This window comes from Marinobacter sp. MA, from assembly GCF_048298425.1.
Classification (GTDB): domain Bacteria; phylum Pseudomonadota; class Gammaproteobacteria; order Pseudomonadales; family Oleiphilaceae; genus Marinobacter; species Marinobacter salsuginis.
On sequence record NZ_CP103058.1, the window covers coordinates 3,823,098 to 3,849,520 of the forward strand.

25 protein-coding genes are annotated in these 26,423 nt (G+C 58.9%); 17 read left to right on the top strand and 8 right to left on the bottom strand.

The window, feature by feature from the left end:
• The first annotated feature begins 23 nt into the window (after positions 1–23).
• From trpE to trpC, 4 genes are all read left to right on the top strand, one after another.
• Positions 24–1,511 carry an anthranilate synthase component I gene (gene trpE, locus NUW46_RS17745; RefSeq protein ID WP_209399788.1) on the top strand — a complete coding sequence of 496 codons (1,488 nt, stop codon included), beginning with the start codon at positions 24–26 and terminating at the stop codon, positions 1,509–1,511.
• A gap of 16 nt (positions 1,512–1,527) precedes the next feature.
• The gene (locus NUW46_RS17750; RefSeq protein ID WP_136630036.1) at positions 1,528–2,109 is read left to right on the top strand and encodes an aminodeoxychorismate/anthranilate synthase component II; all 582 of its coding nucleotides are present in this window, start codon (positions 1,528–1,530) and stop codon (positions 2,107–2,109) included.
• A gap of 11 nt (positions 2,110–2,120) precedes the next feature.
• Positions 2,121–3,149: an anthranilate phosphoribosyltransferase gene (trpD, locus tag NUW46_RS17755; protein ID WP_108018454.1), complete on the top strand. Its 1,029-nt coding sequence runs from the start codon at positions 2,121–2,123 to the stop codon at positions 3,147–3,149.
• A 164-nt stretch (positions 3,150–3,313) separates the two neighbouring features.
• On the top strand, positions 3,314–4,135 hold the full coding sequence (gene trpC / locus NUW46_RS17760; protein WP_136630034.1) for an indole-3-glycerol phosphate synthase TrpC: 822 nt from the start codon (positions 3,314–3,316) through the stop codon (positions 4,133–4,135).
• Positions 4,136–4,288: 153 nt separating this feature from the next.
• On the opposite strand, the gene NUW46_RS17765 is transcribed toward trpC, so the two are convergent.
• From NUW46_RS17765 to NUW46_RS17780, 4 genes are all read right to left on the bottom strand, one after another.
• Entirely contained in the window at positions 4,289–4,900 is a 612-nt protein-coding gene (locus NUW46_RS17765; protein ID WP_418140832.1) for a DUF4202 domain-containing protein, read from the bottom strand.
• Positions 4,901–4,925: 25 nt separating this feature from the next.
• Positions 4,926–5,543 carry a glutathione S-transferase family protein gene (locus NUW46_RS17770; RefSeq protein WP_418140833.1) on the bottom strand — a complete coding sequence of 206 codons (618 nt, stop codon included), beginning with the start codon at positions 5,541–5,543 and terminating at the stop codon, positions 4,926–4,928.
• Between the two features lie 91 nt (positions 5,544–5,634).
• Complete coding sequence (locus tag NUW46_RS17775) at positions 5,635–6,369, bottom strand: alpha/beta fold hydrolase (protein WP_136630031.1); 735 nt, start codon at positions 6,367–6,369, stop codon at positions 5,635–5,637.
• A 41-nt stretch (positions 6,370–6,410) separates the two neighbouring features.
• On the bottom strand, positions 6,411–7,511 hold the full coding sequence (locus NUW46_RS17780; protein ID WP_418140834.1) for a M14 family zinc carboxypeptidase: 1,101 nt from the start codon (positions 7,509–7,511) through the stop codon (positions 6,411–6,413).
• Positions 7,512–7,810: 299 nt separating this feature from the next.
• Here NUW46_RS17780 and NUW46_RS17785 point away from each other — a divergent pair, with 299 nt between their 5' ends.
• The 4 genes from NUW46_RS17785 to NUW46_RS17800 all read left to right on the top strand — a co-directional run bounded on the left by NUW46_RS17785 (position 7,811) and on the right by NUW46_RS17800 (position 11,890).
• Entirely contained in the window at positions 7,811–8,776 is a 966-nt protein-coding gene (locus tag NUW46_RS17785) for an ABC transporter substrate-binding protein (RefSeq protein ID WP_305966424.1), read from the top strand.
• A gap of 96 nt (positions 8,777–8,872) precedes the next feature.
• Complete coding sequence (locus NUW46_RS17790) at positions 8,873–9,907, top strand: ABC transporter permease (RefSeq protein ID WP_222465497.1); 1,035 nt, start codon at positions 8,873–8,875, stop codon at positions 9,905–9,907.
• A 10-nt stretch (positions 9,908–9,917) separates the two neighbouring features.
• Positions 9,918–10,976: a quaternary amine ABC transporter ATP-binding protein gene (locus tag NUW46_RS17795; protein WP_222465498.1), complete on the top strand. Its 1,059-nt coding sequence runs from the start codon at positions 9,918–9,920 to the stop codon at positions 10,974–10,976.
• 71 nt (positions 10,977–11,047) lie between these two features.
• Complete coding sequence (locus tag NUW46_RS17800; protein ID WP_418140835.1) at positions 11,048–11,890, top strand: substrate-binding periplasmic protein; 843 nt, start codon at positions 11,048–11,050, stop codon at positions 11,888–11,890.
• Here NUW46_RS17800 and NUW46_RS17805 read toward each other — a convergent pair.
• Positions 11,866–12,840 carry an META domain-containing protein gene (locus tag NUW46_RS17805; protein WP_418140836.1) on the bottom strand — a complete coding sequence of 325 codons (975 nt, stop codon included), beginning with the start codon at positions 12,838–12,840 and terminating at the stop codon, positions 11,866–11,868. The two genes, NUW46_RS17800 and NUW46_RS17805, sit on opposite strands and share 25 nt — an antisense overlap.
• 139 nt (positions 12,841–12,979) lie before the next feature.
• Between NUW46_RS17805 and NUW46_RS17810 the strand changes: the two genes are divergently transcribed.
• The 6 genes from NUW46_RS17810 (at position 12,980) to modC (ending at position 18,300) form a co-directional block, all read left to right on the top strand.
• Positions 12,980–13,726, top strand: a complete 747-nt coding sequence (locus NUW46_RS17810; RefSeq protein ID WP_418140837.1) for a glutathione S-transferase family protein — start codon at positions 12,980–12,982, stop codon at positions 13,724–13,726.
• Positions 13,727–13,834: 108 nt separating this feature from the next.
• A complete protein-coding gene (locus tag NUW46_RS17815; protein ID WP_418140838.1) occupies positions 13,835–14,821 on the top strand; it encodes a sterol desaturase family protein in 987 nt (328 codons plus the stop codon).
• The gene (locus NUW46_RS17820) at positions 14,781–15,746 is read left to right on the top strand and encodes a lysophospholipase (protein WP_418140839.1); all 966 of its coding nucleotides are present in this window, start codon (positions 14,781–14,783) and stop codon (positions 15,744–15,746) included. The genes NUW46_RS17815 and NUW46_RS17820 overlap by 41 nt, the downstream gene beginning before the upstream one ends.
• 21 nt (positions 15,747–15,767) lie before the next feature.
• Positions 15,768–16,541, top strand: coding sequence for a molybdate ABC transporter substrate-binding protein (gene modA / locus NUW46_RS17825; protein ID WP_418140840.1), 774 nt, complete (start codon positions 15,768–15,770; stop codon positions 16,539–16,541).
• Complete coding sequence (gene modB, locus NUW46_RS17830; protein ID WP_209399750.1) at positions 16,541–17,221, top strand: molybdate ABC transporter permease subunit; 681 nt, start codon at positions 16,541–16,543, stop codon at positions 17,219–17,221. Before modA ends, modB begins: the two co-directional genes overlap by 1 nt.
• Positions 17,218–18,300, top strand: a complete 1,083-nt coding sequence (modC, locus tag NUW46_RS17835; RefSeq protein ID WP_069182109.1) for a molybdenum ABC transporter ATP-binding protein — start codon at positions 17,218–17,220, stop codon at positions 18,298–18,300. The genes modB and modC overlap by 4 nt, the downstream gene beginning before the upstream one ends.
• Positions 18,301–18,398: 98 nt before the next feature.
• Here modC and crp read toward each other — a convergent pair whose 3' ends face one another.
• Complete coding sequence (gene crp, locus NUW46_RS17840; protein ID WP_007153756.1) at positions 18,399–19,040, bottom strand: cAMP-activated global transcriptional regulator CRP; 642 nt, start codon at positions 19,038–19,040, stop codon at positions 18,399–18,401.
• Positions 19,041–19,305: 265 nt separating this feature from the next.
• Here crp and NUW46_RS17845 point away from each other — a divergent pair, with 265 nt between their 5' ends.
• The 3 genes from NUW46_RS17845 (at position 19,306) to NUW46_RS17855 (ending at position 21,755) form a co-directional block, all read left to right on the top strand.
• A complete protein-coding gene (locus NUW46_RS17845) occupies positions 19,306–19,728 on the top strand; it encodes an OsmC family protein (RefSeq protein ID WP_069182110.1) in 423 nt (140 codons plus the stop codon).
• 248 nt (positions 19,729–19,976) lie between these two features.
• On the top strand, positions 19,977–20,771 hold the full coding sequence (speD, locus tag NUW46_RS17850; RefSeq protein WP_069182111.1) for an adenosylmethionine decarboxylase: 795 nt from the start codon (positions 19,977–19,979) through the stop codon (positions 20,769–20,771).
• Positions 20,772–20,906: 135 nt separating this feature from the next.
• Positions 20,907–21,755, top strand: a complete 849-nt coding sequence (locus NUW46_RS17855) for a pirin family protein (protein WP_291904463.1) — start codon at positions 20,907–20,909, stop codon at positions 21,753–21,755.
• A gap of 4 nt (positions 21,756–21,759) precedes the next feature.
• On the opposite strand, the gene NUW46_RS17860 is transcribed toward NUW46_RS17855, so the two are convergent.
• Positions 21,760–22,626, bottom strand: a complete 867-nt coding sequence (locus NUW46_RS17860; RefSeq protein ID WP_069182113.1) for a phosphoribulokinase — start codon at positions 22,624–22,626, stop codon at positions 21,760–21,762.
• A gap of 18 nt (positions 22,627–22,644) precedes the next feature.
• Positions 22,645–26,412 (bottom strand): DUF1631 family protein, encoded by a 3,768-nt coding sequence (locus tag NUW46_RS17865; RefSeq protein ID WP_418140841.1) that lies wholly within the window; start codon positions 26,410–26,412, stop codon positions 22,645–22,647.
• Between the last annotated feature and the right edge of the window lie 11 nt (positions 26,413–26,423).

The following is a 26,423-nucleotide window of genomic DNA, read 5'->3' on the forward strand; positions in this document are numbered from 1 at the left end:
ATCAGATTTCAGGAAACCGTACCATGAAACCCGAGCAATTCTCCGAGCTCGCCAACGCCGGCTTTAACCGCATCCCTGTGTACCGCGAGGTGCTGGCCGACCTCGATACGCCTCTGAGCACCTACCTCAAGCTCGCCAGCGGGCCGTATTCCTATCTGTTCGAGTCCGTTCAGGGCGGCGAGAAATGGGGCCGTTATTCCATCATCGGCCTGCCCAGTCATGAAGTGCTGAAGGTTTTTGACCACCGGGTGGAGATCAGCCGCGGCGGCGAGATCGTCGAAACCGAAGAAGTCGACGACCCTCTGGCGTTTGTCGAGGCCTACCAGAAGCGCTTCCATGCGCCCGACCTGGGCGAGCTACCCCGGTTCAACGGTGGCCTGGTAGGCTACTTCGGCTACGACACCGTGCGCTACATCGAAAAGCGCCTGCGCCAAAGTTGCCCGCCGGACAAGATCGGCACGCCGGACATCCTGCTGATGGTGTCCAACGAGATCGTCGTGTTCGACAACCTGCGTGGCAAACTGCACCTGATTGTCCATGCTGACCCGGCCGTTGAGGGCGCCTTCGAGAAGGCACACAGCCGCATTGATGAGTTGGAGAAGCACCTGCATCGGCAAACCGCCGACGCGCCGCGCACGCCTCAACACCTTCGCGGCAAAGCCGTGGACGAGAGTGACTTCGTCTCCGGCTTTACCCAGGACAAATTCGAAGCGGCCGTGGACAAAATCAAGGGCTACGTGCTCGACGGCGATGTCATGCAGACGGTGATTTCCCAGCGCATGTCGATTCCCTTCGAGGCACCGCCGCTCAACCTGTACCGCTCACTTCGGGTGCTGAACCCGTCCCCGTACATGTACTTCCTGGATCTGGAGGACTTCCACATCGTTGGCTCCTCCCCGGAAATCCTGGCCCGGGTGGAGGACGAGGAAGTCACCGTGCGCCCCATCGCCGGTACCCGCAAGCGCGGCGCCACCGATGCCGAGGACAAGGCTCTGGAAGCGGAACTGCTTGCCGACCCGAAAGAGATTGCCGAGCACCTGATGCTGATCGACCTGGGCCGCAACGACGCCGGCCGGGTATCGGAAACCGGCACGGTCCGGCTCACCGATAAAATGATTGTCGAGCGCTACTCCCACGTGATGCACATTGTTTCGAACGTCACCGGCCGGCTGAAAGACAACACCAGCTGCCTGGACGTGCTTCGGGCCACCCTGCCCGCCGGCACCCTTAGTGGCGCGCCCAAGATCCGCGCCATGGAAATCATCGATGAACTGGAGCCGGTGAAGCGTGGGGTCTACGGTGGCGCCGTGGGCTATCTGTCGTTCAACGGCAACATGGATACGGCCATTGCCATCCGTACCGCCGTAATCAAGGACAACACCCTGCACATCCAGGCCGGCGCCGGCGTAGTGGCCGATTCGGTGCCCCGCCTCGAGTGGAAGGAAACCATGAACAAGGGCCGCGCCATTTTCCGGGCAGTGGCCATGACCTACAACGATTTCGACCACTGAGGCGGAGGAACGGATTATGTTGCTGATGATCGATAACTACGATTCCTTCACCTACAACGTGGTGCAGTATCTGGCCGAGTTGGGCGCCGATGTGCAGGTGTACCGGAACGATGAAATCACTATCGAACAGATCGAGGAACTGAACCCGGAACGGCTGGTGATTTCCCCTGGCCCCTGTACTCCGAACGAGGCCGGCATCTCCATGGAGGCCATCCGGCATTTCGCCGGCAAGCTGCCGATCCTGGGCATTTGCCTGGGCCACCAGGCTATCGGCCAGGTCTACGGCGGTGACGTTATCCGGGCCGGCCGGGTCATGCACGGGAAGGTGTCCCCGGTCTTCCACAAGGACACCGGCGTATTCCGGGGCCTGAGCAACCCGCTGCAGGCCACCCGCTACCACAGCCTGGTCATCGACAAGACCACCCTGCCGGACTGCCTGGAAGTGACCGCCTGGACCCGCAACGACGACGGCTCCATCGAAGAAATCATGGGGGTTCGCCACAAGACGCTGCCGATTGAAGGCGTGCAGTTCCATCCGGAGTCTATTATGACGGAACAGGGCCACGAACTGCTGCGCAACTTTCTGAGATCACAATAAGAGGCCGACACATGGACATGAAAGAAGCTCTCAACCGCATTGCCTCCAACCTGGACCTGTCCCGGGAAGAGATGAAGGACGTGATGCGTATTGTCATGAATGGCGAGGCCACGGACGCCCAGATTGGCGCGTTTCTCATGGGGTTGCGTCTCAAGAGCGAAACCATCGATGAAATTACCGGCGCCACCGAAGTCATGCGCGAACTGGCCACCAAGGTAACGGTCAAGGCCGAACCTCTGGTGGACATCGTTGGCACCGGCGGCGATGGTGCCAACCTCTTCAACGTGTCTTCCGCTGCCTCGTTTGTGGTAGCCGCTGCCGGCGGCTTTGTGGCCAAGCATGGTAACCGGGCGGTCTCGTCCAAGAGCGGCAGTGCCGACTTGCTGGAGAAGCTGGGTATCAACCTGAGCATGAAACCGGAAGAGGTGGCCCGCTGTGTCGAGGAAATCGGTGTCGGCTTCATGTTCGCTCCGGCTCACCACGGCGCCATGAAACACGCCATCGGCCCCCGCAAAGAGTTGGGTTGCCGGACCATTTTCAACATCCTGGGACCCATGACCAACCCGGCGGGCGTCAAGCGCCAACTGGTGGGCGTGTTCAACCGGGAACTCTGCCGCCCCATGGCGGAGGTGCTGCATCGCCTTGGGGCCGAGCACATCATGGTGGTTTGCTCCAAAGACGGCCTGGATGAGATCAGCCTGGCCAGCGCCACCCACGTGGCGGAACTGAAAGACGGCAAGGTCACCGAATACGACATCACCCCGGAGGATCTTGGCATCAAGAGCCAGGCTCTGGTGGGCCTGACCGTGGACACCGCCGACGATTCCTTAAAGCTGATCAAGGCAGCTTTCGGTCGTGGCCACGATGAAATGGCCGAGAAAGCCCGGGACCTGATTGCCCTGAACGCCGGCGCAGCCATCTACGTCGCTGGTTTGGCCAAGACGCCGAAAGAAGGTGTCGATATGGCCCTGGACGCCATGGGCTCTGGCCTCGCTGCCGGCAAGATGTCGGAGCTGGCTGATTTTTCTCAGTGCTTTTGATCCTGGTCTGCTGACTTCGCAGCCGGACGAGCCGGAGCGGAGGGAGCTTCCAAAACACGCCCGTGAATACGTCCATGTAGGGCTTGGCTGCAGCCATCCATGGCTGCAGACAGTTTTGGAAGCTCCCTCCGCTCCGACTCTCGCTAACTTTGTACAGGCCTGTTATGACTGAACGACATTTGGACAAGACTCCCACCATTCTTCGCAAGATCGTTGACCGTAAGTGGGAAGAAATTGACGAGCGGAAACCAAAAGTTTCGCTTGCTGACCTTAAGGCCATGGCTGGGGATCAACCGGCAGCCAGAGGTTTTGCCAACGCTTTGCGCAGCCGGATTGAACAGCAGACTCCCGCTGTTATCGCCGAGATCAAGAAAGCCTCACCAAGCAAAGGTATTTTGCGGGATCCGTTCGAGCCGGCCGTCATTGCCGAGAGCTACGAGAACGGCGGTGCCGCATGTTTGTCGGTGCTTACCGACCACGATTTCTTTCAGGGTCACGAGGACTATCTGGTCGCCGCGCGCAATGCCTGCAGTCTGCCGGTAATCCGCAAGGATTTCATGGTGGCGCCCTACCAGGTCTACGAAAGCCGGGCCATAGGCGCCGACTGCATCCTCCTGATTGCAGCCTGCCTGACCAAAGACCAGATGCAGGAACTCGAAGGTATTGCCCATGAGATCGGCCTTGATGTGCTGGTAGAAGTCCACGACGGCGAGGAACTGGACGATGCGTTGACGCTGACGACGCCTCTGGTCGGCATCAACAACCGCAATCTGCACACCTTTGATGTGTCTCTGGACACCACGTTTGATCTGCATGAGCGTATCTCCCAGGACCGGCTGACAATTACCGAAAGCGGCATCATGACGCGCAGCGACGTAGAAGCGATGACTGCTCGCGGGATTTACGGTTTCCTTGTGGGGGAATCGTTTATGCGGGCGGAAGAGCCCGGTCAGAAACTCCAAGAATTGTTTTTTCCAGAAGGCTAACTCACAAGTTTGAACAGTTCAGCGGGTACGACCTGCCAAAATCGTGCGGAGCCATGGATGGCGGAGCCGAGCGTACAGGGAGGTATTCACAGCGTATTTTGGCAGGTCGTACCCGCTGGACTGTGCACAAAAGTACGCAGCAGGCAATTGATACTAGGCTTCGGCCAAAGCCTCCTGCAAAAGTTCCAGAAGATGCGCCGGCATGCCCTCGGCCAGCTTGAGTGCCGCCTCGTGCCCACGGGGCGACATCTTGCCCCAGGTCCGGCGGACAATGCGTAACCACTTTTCCCGGTCGTAGTCCGCCTTTTCCTCGTAGAAATCCGCGAAGTACTTCTCCAGGAACACCATGCAGGCCACGTCCTCCAGGAGTTGCGTATCGGCATCCTGCCTTAGCTCCCGCTTGGTAAGAATGGTCTCCACCCGCTCACACTCCTCCTGCGGATAACCGCACTCCGCCATGATCTCAGCCGCCCGCCGGCCATGCATCCGGCCACAGGCCTGGCGCCATTGATAATAGGCTTTACGGCCTTCCGGATAGTACTTCCGGGGCATGGTCCAGCGCTCAATGTGCTGGGCCCGGCAGGCGATCTGCATGCGTTCGGAAGGGTCGGATTCAAGCTCGAACAGCCAGCGGGTCATGTGCAGGCTGTAAGCGTATTCCTTCGGCAGGTGTTCGTCGCCAAAGGGTTCCAGGTTGGGATCGGCCTGGTTCGCTGTATCGATCGCCGCCAGCGCGCACTGGAGTCTTGAATCCATTGTGGTCATTTACGTCTCTCTTTCGCTTACGACCTCAGGCCTGGGCCGAGGGGCGGGCCTTGATTCGGTCGTACCACGCCTGAAGATTGGCCTGCTCGGGCTGGATACGGATACCGACCACGCGGGCAAAGGCCACTGTTGTGAAGGCGTTGATATCAGCTGCTGTAAATCGATCGCAGCAGATGTATTCCTTGCCCTCCAGTTGTTTGTCGAGGAAATGCATGAACTTCTCGACGCTCTTGCCGCACTCCTCGCCCCACTCCTTGATCGGGTTCATCCGGTCCTTGAAGTAGCCGGTGGTGTGCTGGAAGCACATGCCGGTAGGCATGAAGAAGAACAGCTCAATCCACCGCAGCCATTGCTCAAGCTGCGCCTTTTCGAGCAGAGTATCGCCGAGAAGGCTCGGTGTATCCGGGTAGCTTTCCTCGAAATAACGGCAGATGGCCATGGTCTCGGCGATGCAGGTGCCGTCATCGAGCTCCATTACCGGCACTTTCTTCATCGGGTTTCGAGCAACAAACTCCGGAGTCAGGTTTTCACCCTTCTGCAGGTCGATTTCGATGAATTCGGCCTTGTCCAGCAGCCCCTTTTCAGCCATGAACATACGGACACGACGCGGGTTGGGGGCGGTTTTGGTTTCGAAGATTTTCATTATTATGGGCTCCGTTCCTTATCAATGACGGCTTTGGCGGTTCGAAACGAGAAGACTGACGGGAAAGAAGAGTTGCGTCAAGCAACCGGCGTTACCGGGGCAGCCAGTTGCGGAGCTGCTGGATAATCCACTCCGGGTCGTCTAGCGGGAGATCATGCCCGGCATCAGGATGCAGTTTCATGGTCCATTGCCAGCGTTCTTCCAGCGCGGCACTGCAGCGCCAGTGAACAATGCGATCACCCCGACTGGCCAGCAAAAGAGCGTCTGGCATCGGTCGTTTTTCATCAGGCTTGTAGCGGGCGGCCGCCGTCAACTGGTTGAGGGCGTTCCGGGGATTGACAGGGCGTCGTCGCTGAATGCTGTACCACTGCTTTGCCAGTGACAATGGGACCTCTCGATTGGAAGTAAGTCTGAGGATGTCCCGCTCGCGATCAAACAGCTCCCTGCGCCCCAGGAGTCGTAGCACCCGAGGCCAGGCGCCCGGCCGCATGCGCTGCCAGGGTGGACTGAAACCCGAACTGGTATTGATCAGCACCAGGTTCTGAATCTGACCCTCGGGGACATGCTGGGCCCAATCAAGGGCCACCATGCCGCCCATCGAGAGTGCCAGGACGCTGAAGGGTCCGGGAATATGGCTGACCTGCCTGGAGACCTTCTGACGGATAGCGGCCACGGTTGACGGGCTGTTTTCCAGATAGTGCACTCCCGTTCCGGGCAGATCGACCGTATGGAAAAGTTGATCGGGAAACGCCTCACGCAGGCGGGACGGAAAGTTTCCCCAGTGCGCGTGTTCCCGCGTCAGCCCCCGCAACAGAATCCAGTGCATACAAGTGTTCCGTTTGATGAGTGCCCGGGCCTACCGAATCGCTAATTCGCATCGCGATACCAGTGCATGATCGCGGCTTCCCTCAGCATGGACTCCTCTTCCCGAACCGGCAACCAGTTCTCATGGCTGGCCGCGGCGTTAACCAGAAAATCCATCCAGGCCAGGTGGCTGCGTAAAACCCGCTTGTGGCGATGGGGAACCAGGGGGTTGAAAAAGCCATCCAGTCGAAGCAACTGGCGCGGACGCTTGCGGATCCATCGCCAGGACCCCATTTCCAGGGTGAGAGGCAGAAAAACACCGGCATTTTCACGATTGACCTGCTTGTAGAAGTAGTCCCACAAATCACCGTGTGTCAGGTAATGCCGGGATTGGGGCTCAAACCGGTAATCGTGGTTGGGATACGCCTGCTCCCAGATCAGTTTCAGCGCCATAACCGAAGCAATCCGGCGCATCGGTCGCCGCCGGTAGGCATAAGGAAACCAGATCTGATCCTGCATACCGAAACCGGAATGACAGTCCAGCGCCACGCTAAACGGTCGGCCGGGCAATAATTCCTCTATCACGGCCTCCAGCGCCTGGTTTTCAGGCTCCATGCCCTGCTCCGGATCGCCGGTGTACCACGGCAGGCGGGGGGAGATGCGCTGCCCCCCGAGCAGGAACGCACTGCGGTCCTGGGCAGTAATCGGCGCGTTGCGCATCAGATCCACACCATTGGGATTGCTGCGCTGATTCAGGTACATGCCGCCCGGATTGAGAATCGGCAACAGGGTGATGCGTACTTTTTGCAGCAGCCCGGCCAGATGCTCGTCCCAGGTTACCCGGGCGATTAGCGACTTCAGCCACGCCATCACCACCTGACTGCCAATGCGCTCCAGCCCATGCACGCCCCCCACAATCAATACCGCCGGCACATCCGCTCGGGATGAGCCGATATCGACCCGGTAGATGGGTAGCGATAAATCCTTTAGGGCAATGCGCTCAACCACTTGCGTGGTTACGAGTTCCGGTGCTTCTGCCAGCAGACGTTCAAGACCGATCAGCTCCGGGAGAAAGGTTCGTAACAGTCTCCGCTGGCGACCATCACGGCTGCCCTGCTCCTGGGTAATCGACGTGTGAGGCGTCAGGTCGCGCAGCTCTGTCATGGCAATCTCCGGTATCAGTTCCGCGGAGTGTAGCCGCTGATTGCTACAGCTTATTGACAGCTATCGGAACGCATAATCTGTCTAATTTATAGATACATTTGGAATACGCCCTTGTAACTAAGCTGAGGTTCGTTATCCTAATATTAGGTATTAACCGAGATGTTCTGATTTGTTCGAGCATAACAGCGACCATAAAACGGCTGTTCTCCCGATCCGTCCGGATCGCGGCACCCCTGTATCGGAACTAACACCGACCACACCCTTCAAAAATCACAAACCCTGAAGAAGGAGAAGTGACTATGCGAAAGCTAAAGTCTGCTGCACTGCTTTGCGCGCTATCCGTACCCGTCGCCGCCCAGGCTGATTGCGGCGAAGTATCCATCACCGAAATGGGCTGGGCCTCCAACACGGTCGTCACCAACGTGGCCACCTTTATCATGGAGCAGGGTTACGGCTGTGACGTCACCATTGTCCCTTCCGATACCGTCCCTGCTGTCACCTCGGTTGCCGAGAATGGCGAGCCCGACATCGTCACCGAGCTGTGGCTCAACTCCGCGGGCGAGGCCTACCTGCGCCTTGAAGAGCAGGGCAAGGTCGAGCGCCTCGGCAAAGTCCTGGATCCGGGCGGCGTTGAAGGCTGGTGGATTCCGACTTACCTTGCGGAAGAGCACCCGGAACTGAAAACCATCGAAGGCGTGATGGCTAATCCCGAGCTCGTTGGTGGCCGGTTCAACAACTGCCCGGACGGCTGGGGCTGCCGTGTTGTCAGTGACAACCTGATCCGCGCCCTGGATCTGGAAGAGTCCGGCATTGAGGTATTCAACCATGGTTCCGGCGAGACCCTCGCATCCTCCATGGCGTCTGCTGTCCAGAATGAGGAACCCTGGTTCGGCTACTACTGGGGCCCCACCGTTCCTCTCGGCAAGTACGACATGACCCGGGTTGACCTGGGCGAGATCAAACCGGACGTGCACCAGAAAAACCAGACACCGGATGTCGATAACCCGGGTGTTTCAGACTTCCCTGCGGCCACAATCCTGACGTCAGTAACCACTGACTTCAAAGACCGCGAGCCGGAAGTGGCCGAGATGCTCAGCAAGCTGACCTTCAAAACCGAGACCATGAGCGGCATTCTGGCCTGGATGGACGCGAACAATGCCTCCGGCGAAGAAGCTGCGGTTTATTACCTCAGCAACAACAGCGACGAGTGGTCAACCTGGCTGAACGACTCCGCCCGTGAGCGTCTGGCCAACGTTCTCAACTGATTGACCTGCCCCTCCCGGGGCATCCTCAGGGATGCCCCGGGCCGTTTCCCGAAAACCGTTCTGATTACAGACGTGCGCAGGAGAGACTGACCGCCCATGGCAACCTACGACCCCCTTTTTTCATCGCTTGGCCTTGAGCAATGGTGCTCGGAAGGTCAGAGCAGCGGCCCGATGTCGATGGCCGATTTGCTGAACAAAACCAAGGGAGAGAGCGCCGAGCCGGCCTCTGTGTGGGAACTCCCGTTTCCGTCCATGGACGCCCTGAACGAATCCTGTGCCGCTTTCCCCCAGTCCAGGGAGCTTACCAAGGGCCTGGAACAGGGCTTTCTGGCCATCAAGGACAGCCTGAGCCTGGTTCTGGACCCGCTTACCCAACCGCTTAGCTGGTTCCTCGACGGCGCGCTGTACGCCATGCTCAATACCCCCTGGTGGATCGTGATTCCACTGTTATTGGCGGTTGTTTACCTGGTCACCAAATCCTGGAAACTGGTGCTGTTCGTCGGCGGCAGTATCGTGCTGCTGGCATTTATCGACCATTACGATTACGCCATGCAAACCCTTGCGATCATCTTTGTATGCGCCTTCCTGTGCGTTTTACTGGGTGTTCCCATAGGCATTGCCATGGCGCGAAGCAACCCCTTGCAGCGTATGATCGTGCCGATTCTGGACATGCTGCAGACACTGCCACCCTTCGTGTACCTGATCCCGCTGATCTTCCTGTTCAGTGTCACCGAATCGAAGCTGTACGGTATCGCCATCATCCTCTACGCCATCGTTCCGGTGATCCGGCTGACGAATCTGGGCATCCGGCTGGTGGATAAAGACGTGATTGAGGCTGCAGACGCCTTTGGTATGACGCCCCGACAGAAGCTCTACAAGGTGCAGATCCCGTTGGCGCTCCCCAACATCATGGCCGGGGTCAACCAGACCATCATGATGAGTCTTGCCATGGTTGTCATCGCATCCCTGGTATCGGCGCCCGGGCTTGGCGTTCTGGTACTTCGGGGTATCCGCAACCTGGAGCTGGGTGTTGGCCTGGTATCCGGCCTTGGCATCGTTATCCTGGCGGTTATTCTCGACCGGGTAACCAAGGCGTCCCTGGCACGAATCAACGTCTCCCAGAAGCAGTGAGGAACGCCCCATGGCGAAAGACATCAAGATTTCGATCCGAAACCTTTACAAGATCTTCGGCCCGACCCCGGATGTTGCCCTGGAGCACGTTCGCAAGGGCATGGGCAAAGCCGAGTTGCTGGAACAGCAGCGACACGTCCTCGGCCTTCGAGATATCAACGTCGATATGCACGATGGCGAGATCACCGTCATCATGGGCCTGTCCGGCTCCGGAAAATCCACTCTGATCCGCCACCTGAACCGGCTGATCGACCCCACCGCTGGCGAAATCCATGTCGACGGTGAAGACATCATGAGCTACACCGAGGAGCAGCTTCGAAAGCTGCGTCGTGAGCGGATGTCGATGGTATTCCAGAAGTTTGCACTGCTGCCCCACAAAACCGTGCTCGAGAACGCTGGCATGGCCAAGGACATTCGCGGCTACACAACCGCGGATTTTGAGGCCGATGCCCGGAAATGGCTCGCGCGGGTTGGCCTGGAAGGCAATGAATACCAGTATCCGCACCAGTTGTCCGGTGGCATGCAGCAGCGCGTGGGTATCGCCCGGGCCCTGGTGTCCGATGCCCCGATCATGCTGATGGACGAAGCCTTCTCGGCACTGGACCCGCTGATTCGCTCCGACATGCAGGATCTGTTACTGGAGCTGCAGGAAGAGCTGCAGAAAACCATCGTATTTATCACCCACGATCTGGATGAAGCCCTGAAGCTGGCGGACCACCTGGTCATTCTGAAAGACGGTGAGGTGGTACAACAGGGCGATCCCCAGGAGATTCTGCTCAATCCCGGCGACCCCTACATTGTCGACTTCATCAGCGATATCAACCGGGCGCGGGTGCTCAGGGTTCGTTCTGTCATGAGCCCGCCGAACGATGCTGACTCAGAGTTTGCCGGCGATATCTCGGAAAAAGACAATCTTGAGTCGATTCTGCTGAAATCGGATGGTGACATGTCGCTGAATTTCCGGGTTGTGCGGGACGGGCAGCACGTTGGCACCCTGCACATGAAGGATCTGGCCAAGGCGCTCGTGCCAACCGCGGCATCTGCCGAACGGGACAAAACCGCGGCCTAGCATTACAAAACGGCATCCAGGGTCTATGCTTGAGGGAAAGCCGACGGTATCGGCATCCCGGTTTTATTACCATGGCAAAAACCCTGGCTCTTTTCATTGCGTTCTTCCTTGTCGCCTGCTCGCAGCCAGAGGACCCGCCACCACTGGTTCCTGAAACAGCAGCAAAGGCAACGAAGACCGCTCCCGCGGCACCGGCACCCTCAAATCCGCGCCAGCGCGTTGTCATCGCCGCCGATCCGTGGTGCCCCCATAATTGTGAGGCCGGTTCCGAGCACGAAGGCTACATGATCGATATCGCCAGGGAAGCGTTCAGCCTGGCAGGTATCGATGTGGAGTATGTCAACATGAGTTGGGCCCGGGCCCTGCAACAGGCCCGGGACGGCTATATTGATGCTGTTGTCGGGGCCCTTCCGGGGGACGCACCGGACTTTGTATTCCCGGACGCCGCAACCGGCTACTCAACGATTGCGCTTTACACCCACCCGGACAACGATTGGCAGTACGGTGGCATCGAGTCGCTCAGCGAGCTCACACTGCTTGCAATCAATGGCTATGCCTATTCGCCGGTATTGAACCGATATATCGAGCGCTACCAGGATGACCCGGAACGGGTCTGGATACTGTCGGGCCCGGCGCCACTCAGCAGGGCAATAGAACTCCTGCATCAGCAGCGGTCTGACGTATTCCCGGAGGATCGGTACGTGATGAACTGGCAGTTGCAGCAGGGAGGCGACACCGAGAGCCTGAGAATGGCTGCGGTAATCCACGAGTCACCGATCTACGTGGCCTTTTCACCGGTCGGCCGTGATTCCACCCAGCTCGCAGCACTCCTGTCTGAAGGAGCAAGAGCACTGCAAAGGAGCGGGCGGGTATCAGAGATCCTGGCTCGTTACGGCGTATCGTGGTCAGACTGAAACGCCTTGATTGTCTTGCCGTCGGCCGTCGACAGAAGCAGCTCACCATGTTGCCCGATACGCGCTGAACTCACCTGATCCAGCAGGCTGAGGAACCGATCCTCCTGGTTCATCAGCGCGGGTGCGCAGGCCATGCGGGTCGATGCGACGGGTCCGACTGCAATGCCCTCGCCCCTGAGCTGGTAGCTGCCGGTGTACCGGTTGCACGAGGCTCGACCGGCCATCCGGTTGTCCTCAAGAAACTCAATGGTGATCCGCGACCGATCGATGATTCCGGCACCAGCTAGGTCCTCGACAACCCAGACCGCACCGCGCAAGAGCCGTTGCCGATCCCCACCACACCCGGTGTATTCATCATCGCCGACCGTCAGGCGCACCTGTGCCGGGTATTGCGCTCCGGACATACTGTCTTCGCAAAGCTGCCGGGCCACCGTGAGCGTGATGGGCAGGTCATCCAGTGTCGCCGCAAATTCCCGTCCGTGGCGGTTGGCTGTTTTCACTCCAACCGGAACACGACGGGTGCGCTGTTCCTCGAACGGGCGTGTTAACAAGAGCTCGCTGCCCTCAATCGTCGCGTGCCAGAAAGGCTCATTGCCCCGCGCCTCGAATGGCATTTCCAGATCACCTGGCTGCAGGCACTCCGGGTAAGTCTGCCCACGTATGGTCAGGGTCGCTTTTTCACCTTTGTTCCAGAAACGGGTCTGGTCATCACCCGGGGCAACATACAAGGCCCCCGACGCGCTCACTTCCGGCTTGAGCAAAATCCGCCGATCCAGATAGTCCACACTGATCAGATCGCTGTTCTCGCTCCCGGATACCGCGATATCAAGTTGCCCGCAGGCATAGCTTCCGGAAACCGGCTGACTGGTTTCGGGTAGAGAAGAGCAGGCGGAAAGAGCAAGGCCCGAGGCCGTAACGACGGACAACATCAATACTCGTCGTGAGTGCATGGTCAGTTCCCTTGTAGGCATGTTTTCGGGCTACATTCTAGAACCCAACGACTGGCGAGGCCACCGCGAGTATTCGACGAGGCTTCTTCTCGCGCCTCACCGACAGTATGCTAGAACGCTGAACCGAGGAGACAAGCCCATGGCACTGAAACTGTACCAATTTGCCATTTCCCACTACTGCGAGAAAATTCGCTGGGCCCTGGAATACAAGGGGCTGAACTACGAAACGGTAAACCTGCTGCCCGGACAGCATGTAAAAACCATCCGGAAGCTGACCGGCCAGGCTTCTTCGGTCCCGGTGCTGGAGCACGATGGTCAGGTGGTCCAGGGCTCGGCGGCCATCCTGGATTACCTGGATCAGGCCTTTCCCGAGCATTCCCTGACACCGGAGGATCCGGACCTTCGCGAGCAGGCGCTGGCCTGGGAACGGCGACTGGACGAAGAAGCGGGCCCCGCCATTCGCTGCTACTCCTACCACCACTTCCTGCAGCGACCCAAAATCGTAGTGCCCATGCTGGCTGCCGGCACGCCCTTCTATAACAGGATTCTGCTCAGCCTGGCGTTCAGCCGGGTTGATGAAGTGATGCGTCAGTGGATGAAGATCAACGAGAAAACTTCAGAAAAATCCAGGCAGGTCATGGAGGATCTTCTCACTGAGCTGGCAGCGATCTATGCCGAGCGCCCGTTCCTGGTTGGCAATCAGTTCACCCGCGCCGACCTCACGGCCGCCGCCCTGTTTGCACCCATGTTCCAGCCAGCGCAGTACCCGGTTCCCTGGCCGAAACCTGCCCGGATTCCCAAAGACATCAAGACCTGGCTGGACCAGTGGCAAACTCAGATCCGGGCTCTGGAGAAAGTCTACAGTGATAATCGCCGGCCAGACTGAATCGGATCCTGTCGGAAATCGCCAGCCAATCTGGCGTGAACCGACATTCCGTTGGCCCAGCTGCGTGCGAGAATGGTCCTGTTACCAATGGAACCCGGCAGGAATTCGATGGCTCTGACCGACATGATGCTGGCCGTACTGGAAGAAAGCGGCCTGCTTGCCCTCTGGAAGGCGGCCTCTCCCTGGCTGGCGCTGGATGAACGGCAGCTGATCTTTGTGATCGCCACCCCCGTCTTCGTGGCCGTTACACTTTGGGAATACCTGAAGATTCGCCACGATCCGCGGCTGATGGATAGCCGTGAAGCGATTCGGAACTTCGCCCTGGGTGCCGGCTATCAGGTTACCGAGCTGCTCTTCGCCGGGCTGATTGCGTTTCCTGTCTACGCCCTGTGCTATCACTATCGGCTATTTGACCTGGAGCTGAACGGGTTCACGGTCCTGCTGACCTTCCTGGGCGTGGATTTCTGTTTCTACTGGATGCACCGGGCCAGTCACAGGGTACGCTGGTTCTGGGCCGCCCATGTGGTGCACCACTCCTCCGAGCGGATGAACTTCTCCACCGCCATGCGCCAGAATGCCACCAACATTTTCAACGGCATGTGGATTTTCTATCTGCCCCTGGCACTGCTGGGGCTCAACCCTGTCTGGATCGGTGTGGCCTATGCACTGTCACTGGTGTACCAGTTCTTCATTCACACCACACTGGTCGGGAAGCTGCCCCGCTGGCTTGAACTTGTTTTCAACACCCCGAGTCACCACCGGGTTCATCATGGCCGCAATCCCGGCTATATCGACCGTAATTACGGCGGCACCCTGATCCTGTGGGATCGGCTGTTCGGCACCTTTGTTGACGAAGACGCCCAGCATCCGCCCGAGTATGGCATCACTCGGCCCATCCGCTCCAACAACCTGATTGTGCTCTGGACCCACGAATACGTGGACCTGTTCCGCGACATGGCACAGCCAGGCGGATTATTGTCTCGCCTCACCCACCTATGGAAACCGCCGGAGTGGCAACGCCCGGCCACAGTGAAAAATAACAAGGAAACGGGCCGTGACAATCAACGAACATCCCCTGACGCTGAACGCCGGTGATGACCACACGATAACCGGGACAGTCTTTACCCCGGCGACACCAAGCGCCATTCTCATCATCAGCCATGGCATGGCCGAACACGGCGACCGTTACCAACCACTGGCCCACTGGCTTGGCGAAAACGGCATTGCGGTCATCACCTACCACCACCGCGGCCATGGTCGGAGTTGCCCTCCCGAGGGCCTTGGACACTATGCCGACCAGGGTGGCTGGGCCTGCGTGCTTGCCGACCTGCACCTGGTGGTTCAACACGCCCGCGCGCAATTCCCACGGCTGCCAGTCAACCTGCTGGGCCACAGCATGGGTTCCTTTATCGCCCAGGCCTATGCCCAGACCCATGGCGACCAGCTGGACGCCCTGATTCTCAGCGCCACCAACCGGATTGACCGGGGCCACCTCCTGGCGTCCAGGACCCTGATAGGCCTGATTCGACTGGTTCGTGGCAAGCGGCACCGCAGCCGCCTGGTGGCCCGAATGACCTTTGAGCAGTTCAACCGCAAGTTCCGCCCGAACCGAACCGGGGCCGACTGGCTCAGCCGCGATCCGGACCAGGTGGACCGATACGTTGCCGACCCTCTGTGCGGTTTCGATTGCACGGTTGGCCTCTGGTGGGACTTTATTGGTGGTATGCTAGCGCTTGCGCCGTCTGCCTTCCGGAAAGATCTTCCCGTGCACCTGTTTTCCGGCACCGCGGATGCGGTTGGTGAGATGGGGCGTGGCGTACGCCGACATTTCCAGACAATCCGCGAAGCGGGGGTGGAGCATGTAACCCTGCGATTGTTTGAAGGCGGGCGTCATGAGATGCTCAACGAAACCAACCGGGAGGAGGTCTGGGAGTATCTCCGGTCCCTGTGCCTGACCTCGGAGTCGCCGTGGACGTCAGAGCAACCAGGGATGTCACTCCCGGACACTTGCCATCAATGATTGAACGAATAAGGATGTTGTGTGGGTTATCCTCGAGGCCGCAGGATCTTCCGTACCCTGATACTGTTTGTGCTGTCCGGCTCCGCAATTGCCGGAGCAGTGGCGGGCGAGGTCAGTCTCGGCGTCGCCGCCAACTTTACCGACACCACCCGGGAACTGGCCAAACGCTTTGAAACCGAAACCGGTCACACCGTTTCAGCAAGCTACGGCTCCACGGGCAAGCTTTACGCCCAGATCAAAAACGGCGCCCCGTTTGATGTTTTCATGGCTGCAGACGCTCTGCGACCGGCACTGATTGAGGAAGAACAGGCGGGCGTTCCTGGCACCCGCTTCACCTACGCCCGGGGCAAACTGGCGCTGTGGAGCCCCACGGTCGCCGCCTTTGACAATGCCGAAGACTATCTTGCCCGCCAGCCGTTTTCGCGGCTGGCCATTGCCAACCCGAAAACCGCTCCCTACGGTCTTGCTGCACAACAGGTTCTGGAGCACCTGAATCACTGGGAGGCCCTGCAACACAAACTGGTCCGGGGGGACTCCATCGCCCAGACTTTCCAGTTTGTGGTCAGCCGCAACGCCCAGGCAGGCTTCGTGGCCCTGTCCCAAATCAAGGCCTGGCACGAAGATGATGGCACACTGTGGCACATACCCCAGGCCTATTATCAGCCCATTGACCAACAGGCCATCCTGTTGCAACACGGTGCAGACAAAGCCGCGGCCAAGGCCTGGATGGATTTCCTGAAATCAGACACCGCAACCACCATCATCCGAAACTACGGGTACGACACGGCCAACTGATGCTTGAAACCTACTGGGACCCGGTCTGGCTGACACTCAAGCTGGCCACGACGACAACCCTGCTGCTTTTACTGATCGGCACCCCCATTGCCTGGTGGCTGGCGCGAACCCGACACTGGCTTCGTCAACCGATTGCGGCCGTCGTAGCACTGCCCCTGGTTCTTCCGCCCACTGTGCTGGGGTTCTATCTGTTACTGGTCATGGGGCCGGAAGGCTGGGTTGGCCAACTGACCCAGTCGTTGGGTATCGGTCTGCTGCCGTTTACCTTCGAGGGTCTGGTGGTCGCGTCGGTCATCTATTCCCTGCCCTTCACCGTCCAGCCCCTTCAGAACGCGTTCGAGGCCGTCGGGGAAGGTTTCCTGGAGGTTGCTTCCACTCTCCGCGCAGCGCCCTGGGACCGGTTTCTGTTCGTTGCCGTGCCCCTGGCCCGGAACGGCTTCCTGACCGCCGCCGTATTAACCTTCGCCCATACCATTGGCGAGTTCGGGGTGATCCTGATGATCGGCGGCAACATTCCGGGTGAAACCAAGGTACTGTCGGTTGCCATCTACGACCATGTGGAGTCGCTGGAATACACCGAGGCCCATTGGCTGTCCGCCGGCATGGTGGTGTTTTCATTCGTGGTTCTGGTAACGCTCTACGCGCTGAACGGCAAAGCCCGCTCCGGAGCGATCAGATGACCGCCTCCAGCACCATCGACGCCCGCTTCCAATGCACCTTCCCCGGCTTCAGCCTGGACGTTGACATAACCCTGCCAGGCACAGGCATCTCCGCGCTGTTCGGGCACTCCGGGTGTGGCAAAACCACCCTGCTACGGTGCATGGCGGGCCTGCAAAGTGCCCCGGGTTCCATGACCGTTCTCGGCGAACCCTGGCAAACCGAGACGTTCGTTCGACCAGTCCATAAACGGCCTCTGGCTTATGTCTTCCAGGAAACCCACCTGTTCCCTCACCTGAACGTGCGCAGGAACCTGGAATTCGGGTACCGGCGCATCCCGGCTGGCGACCGGCAGATCGGGTTCGACGAGGCAGTACGTTGGCTTGGCCTGGAATCACACCTGGACCGCATGCCTGTCGGCCTCTCTGGAGGTGAACGCCAGCGGGTGGCAATCGCCAGGGCTCTGCTGACCAGTCCCCGGCTGTTGCTGATGGATGAGCCGTTGTCCGCCCTGGACCTCAACAGCAAACAGGAAATTCTCCCGTATCTCGAACGACTGCACGATACGCTGGCCATTCCGATCATTTACGTTTCCCATTCAACCGAAGAAGTTGCCCGGTTGGCGGATCATATTGTGATGCTGGAGGAAGGTCGTGTGGTTGCCCAGGGGCCACTGCGGGAAACACTGGCAGGCATCGATAATCCTTTTCGCGTTCAGGACGACGCTGGTGCCTTGCTGGAAGGCCAGATTATCGAACTTGACGATCACTGGCACCTGGCACTGTTCCGGTTCGAGGGCGGCCAGCTCTGGTTACGGTGTGAGCATCGCGTAAAGCCCGGAGACCGCGTTCGGGTTCGAGTGTTGGCCCGGGACGTCAGTCTGGCCCTGAGCGAAAATTCCGACCAGAGCATCCAGAACCTGGTGCCTGCGGTCATCGACCAGATCGACCCGGATATTGCTCCTGGCATCAGCCTGGTGCGACTTCTGGCAGGACCGACGCCAATATTGTCAAGACTGACCTCCAGGGCCGTCGCCCAGCTCGGCCTTGAGCCAGGCATGAACGTCTGGTTGCAGATCAAATCCGTTGCCGTGATAGGGTAGCGCTGGCGGTCACAGCCGGCCAGGATGGTGGCTGCCAAACGCAAAAAGACCGCTGTTGATAGCGGTCTTTTCAAAAACAGGATGAACGGTAATAACGCTCAGCGCGTGCCGTAGACCACCATGGTCTTGCCCTTGACGCGCACCAGTCCCTGATCCTCCAGCGTTTTCAGCACCCGACCAACCATCTCCCGGGAACAGCCGACGATCCGCCCGATTTCCTGGCGCGTGATCTTGATCTGCATTCCATCCGGGTGAGTCATGGCATCTGGTTCCTTGCACAGGTCCAGCAGTGTACGGGCAACACGGCCGGTGACATCCAGGAACGCCAGGTCGCCGACCTTACGGGTAGTCTGGCGCAGTCGCGAGGCCATCTGTTCGCCGATGAAGTACAGGACCCTTGGATCCTGCTGGGCGATTTCCCGGAATTTGGTGTAGCTGATCTCCGCCACCTCGCACTCGGTTTTGGCCTTCACCCAGGCACTGCGGGAATCCATGTTGTCAAACAGGCCCATCTCACCGAAGAAGTCGCCGGCGTTCAGATAGGCCATGATCATCTCGCGACCATCATCATCCTCAATGATGACGGTTACTGATCCCTTGACGATGTAGAACAGTGAATCGCTCTTGTCACCGGCATAGATAATCGTGCTCTTGGCTGGGTAACGACGACGATGACACTGCGAAAGGAAATAGTCGAGATGCTTGGTTTTCTGCTCAACCGGCTTGACGATAGTGGCCATAATGCGAGTCGTGCCTCCTCAGATACTGGCGGGTCCCAATGTTTTTTATGCACCCGGCTTTCCTTGCGGGTTCGTTCTTTTTTACTGCAAAACTGCGCAACTTATAACAAGAAGGTCTGTTGCGGGCAACCGGAAAGAGTATACAACATGTATCCGGGATCAGCCTGCCTGGCGAGGCCGGTTGTGCTAGCATCCCGTCACAGATCATTTTCACCCGGGCCACCGCAAGTGTTGGTCCCGTCTTATTACAACGGAGAGTCGTCCCATGAAAGCAACCATTGACTGGACCGGCAACGCCAGTTTTAAAGCCACTAGCGGCAGCGGCCACAGTGTCCAGCTGGATGGCCCACCGGACCATGGCGGCCAGAACCTGGGTCCGCGCCCGATGGAAATGCTGCTGATGGGTCTGGGAGGCTGCTCTGCGTTTGATGTCATGAGCATCCTGAAGAAAAGCCGCCAGGACGTGACCACCTGCCATGCCGAACTTGAGGCAGAGCGTGCCGACGCGGTGCCCGCCGTGTTTACCCGCATTCACCTGCATTTCGTGGTAACCGGCAAAAACCTCAAGGAGAACCTGGTCAAGCGGGCCGTCAGCCTGTCGGCAGAAAAGTATTGCTCAGCTTCCATCATGCTGGAAAAGGCGGGCGTTGAGATCAGTCACACCTATGAGGTGCATGAGGCAGAATAGCAGGCCTGACAAGGCGCTTCGACACCATCCATGGGCCAGATTCCGTGGGTCGAATGCAGCGGAAATCACGGATGCTAAAATGTCATTGCAAATACTATTCAACGTCACTTGCGGTGTGCATAATACGCACCCTCTCCGCCGGTCTGCGCAAAAGGTGAACAACCCGGTCAGTAGTCGGTGGCGGCCTCGGCAGAGCGCAGCAATGCAGCTCTGCAGTCATTCATCTCCACGATCCGGAGGGGCTGAGCATGGAATCAAAACTCCAGCTGCATGGTTTTAACAACCTGACCAAATCCCTGAGCTTTAACATCTACGACATCTGTTATGCGCAGACCGAAGAGCAACGCAAGGCCTACATTGACTACATCGATGAGATGTACAACGCCGAGCGTCTCACACAGATTCTGACCGACGTGGTCAAAATCATTGGCGCCAACGTCCTGAACATTGCGCGCCAGGATTACGAGCCACACGGCGCTTCGGTCACCATGCTGATTGCCGAGCATGAACTGACCAATGGCGAAGAACCGGACAACGAGGAATCCCCGGGGCCGCTGCCGGATACCATCGTTGCGCACCTGGACAAGAGCCACGTCACCGTGCACACCTACCCGGAAAGCCACCCCCATGATGGCGTAAGCACCTTCCGGGCTGACATCGATGTCTCCACCTGTGGTCTGATCTCACCGCTGAAAGTGCTGAACTACCTGATCCACAGCTTCGATTCTGATGTCGTCACTGTGGACTACCGGGTTCGCGGCTTTACCCGCGATGTGGACGGTACCAAACACTACATTGATCACGACATCAATTCGATCCAGAACTATCTGACCGAGGATACCCAGAACGCGTATCAGATGATCGATGTGAACGTGTACCAGGAAAACCTGTTCCACACCAAGATGATGCTGAAAAACTTCAATCTCGATAACTATGTCTTCGGGGTAAACGCCAGTGATCTCGACCCGGCGGAAGCACAGTCCATCGAAGACCGCCTGCGCCGTGAGATGCTTGAGATTTTCTATTCCCGCAACGTCGAATGATCGCCTCCCGTGACGCTCCGCCCGGGGCGTCACGGGTCCTTCAGTTTTTTTGATGTCACCCGCCAGAATTCTGCGTTTTATTCTCCCCTCGTCTGCCGTTTTAATGGAGTCATGAGCTAACGAGAGGAGGACACCATGACCCTGCGCTCCCTGAAACAGATTATTCCAGCCCTGGAAACTTCCGACGGTGCCGGCGTGCGCATCAAGCGCTCCATCGGCCAGCAACAGAATATCCGCCTGGATCCGTTCCTGATGCTGGACGAGTTCGGCTCCGCCGAGGCCGCCGACTATATCGCCGGTTTTCCATCGCACCCTCACCGGGGTTTCGAGACGGTGACCTATATGATCGAGGGGCACATGCTGCACGAGGATCACCTGGGGAACCGCGGCGACCTGCGCAATGGCGGCGTTCAGTGGATGACCGCCGGCCGTGGGATCATTCACTCGGAAATGCCGCAGCAGGAAGAAGGCGTGATGCGGGGTTTCCAGCTCTGGCTGAATCTGCCCGCGGCAGAGAAAATGACAGAAGCGGGTTACCGCGATATCCAGCCGGAAGAGATCCCTGAGATCGTCTTTGAAGGCGGCAAGGTGAAGCTCATCGCCGGCAACATGGAGATCGAGGGCCAGCTTCACGAGGGCTCAGTAGCGGATCGAAGCACCCAGCCAATCTACGCTGACATCCACCTCGAATCGGGTGCAAGTGTGACGCTGCCGGTTCCGGAGGGTCACAATGCCATGCTGTACCTGTACGAGGGCACCGCCAACCTGGCCGATCGCGCACTTCAACGCAGCGCTGCCAACATTCTGGGTGACAACGGAGACCGGATTGCTCTCACTGCCGGAGAATCTGGGGCGCGCCTGCTGCTGATCGCCGGCAAGCCCATTGGTGAACCTGTGGTCCAGTACGGCCCGTTCGTGATGAATACCCGGGAGGAAATTGAGCAGACGCTTCGGGATTACCGGGACGGCCGACTGACGGCCTGACGGATCAGGCGAATGGCTTTCTTGCCATCAGCCGCTGCACCATGGGCCTGACAATCAGGTCCATGGCCAGCGGCATTTTTGTGCCCGGAATCACGAGGGTGTCGTGTCGGGAAAGGCTGCTGCCAGAGATCACCTGCAGCAGGTAAGGAAAATCCACTTCAGATTGATCGCGGAACCGGATAACCAGCATGCTCTCGTCCTCGGTCGGAACGTCCCGGACAACAAAGGGATTGGACGTGTCCACCAGTGGAATGCGCTGGAAGTTGATGTGGGTATGAGAAAACTGGGGAACGATATCGTGAACATAGTCATCCATGCGGTTGATGATGGTTTCCACCACCGCTTCCTGGCTGTATCCCCGCTTGTGGGTGTCCCGGTGGATCTTCTGGATCCATTCGAGGTTCACAATGGGCACCACTCCGATCAACAGGTCCACGTACTGGGCAATATTGCAGGTTTCGCTGACGACGCCGCCATGCAGCCCCTCGTAAAACAGCAAATCCGTGTCCGGGGGTAAGGGCCCCCAGGGCGTGAAGGTTCCGGGCTTGTGTCCGGCTTCCACCAGCCGTCGGTCCTCGTCGTGGACATATTGCCTGTAACGGCCGTTACCGGTGTGACCGTAATCGTAGAAAAGGGCTTCGAGCTTGTCGATGTGATTGGCCGCCAGCGCAAAGTGGTTACGCTCACCGAACTGGCCCTTCGCAGCGAGCCTGGCCATCTGTTCACGGTTGTAACGGTGGAAGCTGTCCCCGCTGACCATGGCGGCGTTCAGCCCTTCACTGGCGAACATCCGGCTGAAAATCTGGCCGGTGGTGGTGGTTCCCGCACCGGATGAACCGGTTACCGCTATGATCGGATGGCGTTTTGACATAGGGGCAGATTGCCGGAATCAGGTGAGACTGTCGAGTAAACGGGGCTTCTCGACCACGAAGCCCTGGGCATAGTCGACACCCAGCTGCCTGAGCATGTCCAGGACGTCCCGGGACTCAACCTGGGAAGCAATCACTTCCCGACGCATGTAATGGGCCATATCCACCATAGAGCGCACCATTGCCCGATCGGTCTCGCTGGTTGCCAGCTGGCCGGTAAAGGCGCTGTCAATCTTGATCAGATCCACGGGCAGGGAACGCATGAACTCGAACGAGCTTGGGCCACTACCGAAGTTGCCCAGACAGAACCGGCATCCGAGTTCTTTCATCTCGATAATGAAATCCGCGACTGACTGGACGTCGTTGATCGCCGAGGCTTCGGTCAGCTCGAACCACAACCGCTCTATGGGCGCATCCTTCTCACTCAGCTTCTCGTAGATGAACTCCAGCAGCGATTGATCGTTCATGGAGTAACCGGACAGGTTGATGCAGACACCACCAAAATGCCGTGGGTCCGGTGCCTGCTCCCTGAGCCAGTCCAGCATGTGGCCGACCACCCAGCGATCCACCGCCTGCATACGGTCATAACGCTCGGCCATCCGAACAAAGTCCCGACCGGTAATGAGGTTGCCGTCGTCATCGTACATGCTGATCAGCACCTCGTACTGCGCCGCCATGGAGGCTTTGGCGTGCAGAGGTATGATCTTCTGGCAACGCAGCAACATGCGTTCCTCATTCAAATCACTGAGACTGGCAACCTTGGCGGCAATCTGTTCCTGGCGGGCCTGATCCCCGGCATCAAGCGCATACTCCGACACCTTTCCATGACCCTGCTGCCGGGAAGCTGCCAGGGCCTCTTCAGAAGCCCGCAACCAGCGTTCGGCACTGACCAGTGCCGGCAAGGTGGGAACGACGCCGGCGCTGGCAGAAAGCCGGTAATCCCTGCCACCAAATCTGAACTCGGCGGCCTCCACTGCCTTGACCAGATCCCTGGCGGCATCACTGGCACTCTCGGAGGGCACCAGCATGGCAAACTCATTGCCCGCCAGCCTGGCCACAGGCATACCATCCCCCACGTGACTGCGCAGAATATCCGCCACCCGTTTGAGGGTCTCATCGCCGGCCTGGTAGCCGGCAGTATCGTTCAGCAGGCGGAAACGGCGGAGATCCAGACGCACCAGGGAGCGCTCGTCTTCCCGGCGGGCCAGTTGCTGATCCAGCATCCGTTCGAACTCCCGGCGCCCCAGAAGTCCCGTCAGCTCATCATGGGTGGAAGCCCAGGACAGCTGGTCGTAGACCTTGCGAACCATGCGGTCGATGCTCTCATCCACCAGTGGTCGCTCGTACTGACTATCGGGGACGATAATCCCCTTGCGCATCTGACGGGCCAGGGCCTCAAGCTCGAGCTCCACCACCCGCATGCCCTGATGGTTCACAAACACAAACCGGCTGAACCCGCGGGCAATCCAGACCAGACGGATGTACTGGGGCTCCTTGGGGTTTTCCTGGTCCCGCAGCCAGTCACCGGTGCGCAGTTGCTGGGCCCGATTGATCCAGCGCTGAAGGCTGCGCTGTTCACGATCGGACAGTTTTTTCGTGTCCGGCTGCTCCGGCTTGGCCGGCGGCACCTCAACCAGCTCGGGGCTTTTTTCCGGGCTGCGAACCAGGAACTGCTTGAGCTCGTCACGGATCTGGGATGAGGGCATATGGTTACTGGAAATGGAAGCCAGGCCATCCTGAATGACCCGCAGCAATTCAGGCAGGTTAATCGTGCTGTTGGGGTCGTCGGCGAACGACAGCAGGGAATCAATCACCGCCAGGTAATCCTGCCAGAGCTGGCTGTCAGGCCCCTGTCGGATCCAGGTCAGCGAGAGCAGATCACGCCATCCGCCGTCCAACAGGCTCAGCACCGCCCTGGGAATCTTGCGCCCGCCCAGTTTCTGGTCCAGCACGTCGGCCACGGCCTTCTTGGATTCCGCTACCTTCTGGGCGCCTTCTGCTGCGGCCGTCACACGCTCCACATTCCTGCGATAGACAAGATTCTGGCGATCGATCAGGGTGTCCAGCTCTTGGACCGTATGCTCAAATACTCCGGTATCCTGCTCAAAATCCGTGGTGATCCGCTGCACCAGCTCATCAACCCGACGCTGGACCACCGGATTGATCCGGCCACCCTTGACACCCAATTGGGCCAGGCGGTTCATCACCCCACGAACCGGGCTGTCCTGGTCATCAAAGAACGCAGGGTCCCTCATGACCACTTTCAGAACGGGCACTTCCAGCTGCCGCATGCGCTGCTGGGCATATTCACTGAGTTTGGGGCTTTCCACCACCGACTTGAAAAAGCGGTCGACCACATCAACCGTTTCCTGCTGTTCTTCATCCAGCCTGTTGTCACCGCTCGCCTTGACCTTCTCTACCACCCGGTCTTTTAAGGGCGCGAGCTCTTCCCCGGGTTCGACGGTCTGTGACTGCAACTGCTGGAGCTCTCGCTGGAGCTCTCCGGGCGACAGTGGTCTGGCGTTTGGCTGGAACGGCATGGGTTCCGGATCGCCCCGGGCCACTCGGCTCGCACTCAGGGTATTGAGAAGATTGCGTACAGTTGCAAATGCAGTCTGCGCGGCCTGGGCATAGCCCCGGAATTCGCCACCCAGCATTCCGGGTTTGCGGCGAGGTTGCGCCGATCTGGCGCTGTCCTGTTCCGCCTTTGGGGCTGGTTCCGATGCGTCAGGGGCACTCTCCGCCGAAACCGGCTCTGGCTGAACCGTCTCCTTCTTTTGCTCCGGCTTCGCCCCGGCCTGCTCGCTCAGATACTTGCTGAGATCCAGGTCCGGCAAAACGCCGTGTCGGATCAGGATATCGTTGAGTTCCTTGTAAAGAGGCCCCAACTGCTGCAGCACGGTCTGCTCGAAGACCCGCAGGCAAACTTTCTCCACCTCCCGGGAAGCCTTGAGCTGATTGAGTCCATTGTGGAAGGCTTCACAGACCAGGGATGGTCCGAGGGGATTGTGGTGGCCCGTGGCATTGGCGATGCCAAGTTTGTCCAGCCGGAGCTTGAGCTGCAGAAGGTCGCCGCGGTACTGAGTATCCGCTTTGGTCACCATCACCCGGATGGTCAGCCAGTCCTCGAACTCGCCCTTGTCCACCACCGAGAGCTCGGAGCCGGGAAAGCCTTTTGGGGCAGGCTTCAAGGGTGATTCCAGGCTTCTCGCCATCTGGTGCCAGATGACCCGTTGCCGGGCCTGGATCTGCCCCGAGGCGTCCATGTATTCATTCGCCTGTTGATCATTTGAGGCTTTCTGGGCCGCCTGTTTCAGGCCGTCCACCATCTGCACAAAACAGGCGTCCATCAACGGCTCGATGAACTGGATCACCGCCTTGGCGGACTGATGCAGAACAAACTGGATCCGGTCGCTGGGGGCCCGGAGAGAGGAGCGCTCCTGTCGGCGGGAGCCACCGCACTGCTGAAGCATGGCATCAACCGCTTCCGGGTTCGGGCGGCTGAAATTGACCCCCATGGCGCCATCAATCCGCCGGACAATACTGACGTGCAGTTCATGGCGGCGGGCGCCATCCAGTCCACGAAAACGAACCACCAGTTCCGGCGGCGTGCCGGACGCAAACGCCCGATCCAGCTTCTTCGAGGTTTCACTCGAATAGCGAACGAAAAGGCCCTCTGCACAAAAATCGGCGATCTGGCACGGCCACGCCTCACCGGTTCCCAAATCAATCTGAGCGGCAAGCTTGATAGGTTGGCGGGGGCTGCTACGACGTTCTCTCGGATCCATGAACTACCTGA

What these genes read in the sequence shown, in the direction of transcription:
- trpE (WP_209399788.1), top strand. Translation starts at nt 24, where the DNA reads ATGAAACCCGAGCAATTCTCCGAGCTCGCCAACGCCGGCTTTAACCGC.
- NUW46_RS17750 (WP_136630036.1), top strand. Translation starts at nt 1,528, where the DNA reads ATGTTGCTGATGATCGATAACTACGATTCCTTCACCTACAACGTGGTG.
- trpD (WP_108018454.1), top strand. Translation starts at nt 2,121, where the DNA reads ATGGACATGAAAGAAGCTCTCAACCGCATTGCCTCCAACCTGGACCTG.
- trpC (WP_136630034.1), top strand. Translation starts at nt 3,314, where the DNA reads ATGACTGAACGACATTTGGACAAGACTCCCACCATTCTTCGCAAGATC.
- NUW46_RS17765 (WP_418140832.1), bottom strand. Translation starts at nt 4,900, where the DNA reads ATGACCACAATGGATTCAAGACTCCAGTGCGCGCTGGCGGCGATCGAT.
- NUW46_RS17770 (WP_418140833.1), bottom strand. Translation starts at nt 5,543, where the DNA reads ATGAAAATCTTCGAAACCAAAACCGCCCCCAACCCGCGTCGTGTCCGT.
- NUW46_RS17775 (WP_136630031.1), bottom strand. Translation starts at nt 6,369, where the DNA reads ATGCACTGGATTCTGTTGCGGGGGCTGACGCGGGAACACGCGCACTGG.
- NUW46_RS17780 (WP_418140834.1), bottom strand. Translation starts at nt 7,511, where the DNA reads ATGACAGAGCTGCGCGACCTGACGCCTCACACGTCGATTACCCAGGAG.
- NUW46_RS17785 (WP_305966424.1), top strand. Translation starts at nt 7,811, where the DNA reads ATGCGAAAGCTAAAGTCTGCTGCACTGCTTTGCGCGCTATCCGTACCC.
- NUW46_RS17790 (WP_222465497.1), top strand. Translation starts at nt 8,873, where the DNA reads ATGGCAACCTACGACCCCCTTTTTTCATCGCTTGGCCTTGAGCAATGG.
- NUW46_RS17795 (WP_222465498.1), top strand. Translation starts at nt 9,918, where the DNA reads ATGGCGAAAGACATCAAGATTTCGATCCGAAACCTTTACAAGATCTTC.
- NUW46_RS17800 (WP_418140835.1), top strand. Translation starts at nt 11,048, where the DNA reads ATGGCAAAAACCCTGGCTCTTTTCATTGCGTTCTTCCTTGTCGCCTGC.
- NUW46_RS17805 (WP_418140836.1), bottom strand. Translation starts at nt 12,840, where the DNA reads ATGCACTCACGACGAGTATTGATGTTGTCCGTCGTTACGGCCTCGGGC.
- NUW46_RS17810 (WP_418140837.1), top strand. Translation starts at nt 12,980, where the DNA reads ATGGCACTGAAACTGTACCAATTTGCCATTTCCCACTACTGCGAGAAA.
- NUW46_RS17815 (WP_418140838.1), top strand. Translation starts at nt 13,835, where the DNA reads ATGGCTCTGACCGACATGATGCTGGCCGTACTGGAAGAAAGCGGCCTG.
- modB (WP_209399750.1), top strand. Translation starts at nt 16,541, where the DNA reads ATGCTTGAAACCTACTGGGACCCGGTCTGGCTGACACTCAAGCTGGCC.
- modC (WP_069182109.1), top strand. Translation starts at nt 17,218, where the DNA reads ATGACCGCCTCCAGCACCATCGACGCCCGCTTCCAATGCACCTTCCCC.
- crp (WP_007153756.1), bottom strand. Translation starts at nt 19,040, where the DNA reads ATGGCCACTATCGTCAAGCCGGTTGAGCAGAAAACCAAGCATCTCGAC.
- NUW46_RS17845 (WP_069182110.1), top strand. Translation starts at nt 19,306, where the DNA reads ATGAAAGCAACCATTGACTGGACCGGCAACGCCAGTTTTAAAGCCACT.
- speD (WP_069182111.1), top strand. Translation starts at nt 19,977, where the DNA reads ATGGAATCAAAACTCCAGCTGCATGGTTTTAACAACCTGACCAAATCC.
- NUW46_RS17855 (WP_291904463.1), top strand. Translation starts at nt 20,907, where the DNA reads ATGACCCTGCGCTCCCTGAAACAGATTATTCCAGCCCTGGAAACTTCC.
- NUW46_RS17860 (WP_069182113.1), bottom strand. Translation starts at nt 22,626, where the DNA reads ATGTCAAAACGCCATCCGATCATAGCGGTAACCGGTTCATCCGGTGCG.
- NUW46_RS17865 (WP_418140841.1), bottom strand. Translation starts at nt 26,412, where the DNA reads ATGGATCCGAGAGAACGTCGTAGCAGCCCCCGCCAACCTATCAAGCTT.